3 protein-coding genes are annotated in these 2684 nt (G+C 23.9%); all 3 read right to left on the bottom strand.

Annotated elements, in window-relative coordinates:
* Positions 1 to 102: 102 nt before the first annotated feature.
* On the bottom strand, positions 103 to 1269 hold the full coding sequence (locus U472_RS16025; RefSeq protein WP_068719856.1) for a ParM/StbA family protein: 1167 nt from the start codon (positions 1267 to 1269) through the stop codon (positions 103 to 105).
* A 221-nt stretch (positions 1270 to 1490) separates the two neighbouring features.
* Complete coding sequence (locus U472_RS16020; RefSeq protein WP_068719854.1) at positions 1491 to 1856, bottom strand: DUF6788 family protein; 366 nt, start codon at positions 1854 to 1856, stop codon at positions 1491 to 1493.
* Positions 1857 to 1932: 76 nt separating this feature from the next.
* On the bottom strand, positions 1933 to 2115 hold the full coding sequence (locus U472_RS16015) for a helix-turn-helix domain-containing protein (protein ID WP_068719852.1): 183 nt from the start codon (positions 2113 to 2115) through the stop codon (positions 1933 to 1935).
* Positions 2116 to 2684 lie beyond the last annotated feature (569 nt).

Genomic DNA, 2684 nt, shown 5'->3' with positions numbered 1-2684 from the left:
ATACTTTTGTAACTCTTTTTGTATTTGATTTATCTCCTCATTTGTAAAGAAATTTTCTGTTATGCGTACACTTAAGAAGAGTTTGGACATAATTATCCCCTTCTATCCTTCATTAGTAGTTACTGCTACTTTTTCAGTAGCTTGGTTTGTCCTTTCTTTTAATTTAGCTTTTAGTTCTTGTTCTCTTTTTCTATTTAAAGCTTTACCTAACTTCATATAACCACGACAGTTACTGAATTGAGGCTCATTATCTATTCTTTCACATGGAAAACTTTCTAAATAATTATTAATATTTTCAAATAGTAATATTGTGGCTCCGCCAGTAATTAAAATTTTATCTATCATTAAGAAAGATTCCCAGCGATTTTTAATTTGTAGGGCAATATCTTTAGCTAGTTTATCAATAGCATAATCTTTAATTTCTTTAAATTCATATTTTTCATTTCTAACTTTAATAAAGTCTTTACCAGCTAAAATTTGCTTTTTAATTAAGTCTTGAGAAATATCTATATCTAAAGCATCTTGGATTTTTTTAAATATTCTAGTTCTTACTCCATCATTAAAAGAAATAGGAGAGTCTTTAATTAATTCTCCATCATTAAAAGCTACACAATCAATAGTAAGTCCTCCTAAATCTATAATTCCTAGACCACCTTCTATATTGGTAGTTACTAAGCCATTATCATCCATAATAAAATCATAATAAGAAGCTAATCCTTGGGGGATAACTGTTGCTTTTTTTATTTCAATTTCTTTAGAGATAAATTGATTTTTAATATTTTTAATTTGAATATTAAAAGTATTAACTAGTTCCTTTTTGAAAGAATCCTTATGTTTCTCATAGTATTTAATTGGTAAGCCAGTAACTAGATTTTTAATAATTATCTTATCAGCTTTAGGAAAAAGTAAGGATATCCCTGATAATAATTTAGCAAATTCTTCAGGCTCTTTATATTTTTGGTCTGATAAGGAATACCCCACAGAAGAAGAACGCTGATTTAACACATAATCTCCTACGCGATAAGTATTAAAATCCTCATCATTGTAACCACGTATTATTTTGTCTTGAATTTTGATGATAATTTTATTCATATCAAATTTTTCTAATATTTCTTCGTTTTTAAGAACCTCTAAGGAATTTTCTAATAAAATTCCTTCTTCTTCTTCTTCAACTAAAGATGGAAAAATTATTTTCTCACCTTTAGCCATCATTTTTACCGAATCGTAGCCTAAATCTACTCCAATAACTCTAATTTTTTCAGTTCGCATAAAGTGTCCTCCTTATAGATAATAGCTTTATATTTAAATTCAATAATATTATTTAATACAAATTTATTGTTAGATTATTATAGAACATTACAAATGTATTATACATTTATTTAACTTAACTGTCAATAAAAACCTGTAAACATCTGTCAACGGTCTTTATTATAGGGATTAATGATTTTTTAATATAAAAAATCAAAAAGGTGTTTACATTTGTAAACACCTTATCTCCTATAAGGTAAATGAGTATCTTTATTTTTGACTATAAATCTAGAGTTTTTATTAATTTTATTTAATTCTACCTTACTTTTCTTTCCGATATATTCTCTTTTACCATTTTTATAACTGTACCAATAAGGTCCATGACCTTCTTTATTTTTTTCATTACACTTTTGACAATTAGATTTATTACAAAATACTTTCTCTAATCTAAAATAAACTCCATATTTATTAGTATAGGTATCGATTAATTGATTAGAGCTTTTAGCTTTCTTTATTTTTTTATAATAGTTATTAACTAAAATTTTAGCTTCCTTCAATTCCTGTAGATCTAAAGATTTTAGTAATTTTTCTAATTTATTCAAAGACATTATCTTCTCCTTTCAATAAAATATAAGATAACTAAAATAAAACCATGGTAAATACCATGGTTTTATTTTGGAAATATTAATTTTGTTGTTGAGCTAACATATTGTTTAAAAATTCATCTAAATCTTTCTTTCTTACAATCCATTTTCCTCCTAACTTTATACCAGGAAGTTCACCATTATTAAGCATATTATAGATTGTAGTTTCACTTCTGTTTAGATATTCAGCTACATCTTTAACAGTTAAGTTCTCTTTATTCATCTTATAACCCTCCCTTGTTAATACCTATTAATAAAAGATTTATATTAATTTTTTAAATTAGCACCTGTTATTTTATTGAGCAAATGGAAAAAATATCAGGTTAATTATATTATACTATTATGTGATACAACTTTCAATAAATTTAACTAAAAAACAAAAAAATATTCAAATTATTATTTTAGATAGATAATTAAATTAGATTTATAACTTCTTTTATTAAATATAAATAATTATGAAATTAATATTGAAAATAAGTTTATTAATTATACTAATAAATTATGTTGATTGAGTTTAATATATATTGAATTTAACAAGGTGCAGAAAGAAAGGGTTTTGGGTTATGCTTATATATAATACTCTTATTAGAATTGGATCTGAGAAGTCAGAAGAGGTATTTATAATAAAGGAGTAGTGTAGTTTGATATTTATAAAAGTAATCATAGAATTTTTTATTAATTTGAATAAAAATTCAACAATAGTCATTATAAATATTCAGAAATATTAGTGATTGTGTATATAAATGCAAATAAAAGTATAAATAAAATTAAGATTTTTAATTATTAGTTATA

Origin of the sequence: Orenia metallireducens, from assembly GCF_001693735.1 — a bacterium.
Taxonomy (GTDB): domain Bacteria; phylum Bacillota; class Halanaerobiia; order Halobacteroidales; family Halobacteroidaceae; genus Orenia; species Orenia metallireducens.
Note: the sequence above shows the minus strand (reverse complement) of the source record. Positions and strands in the feature narration are given on the sequence as shown.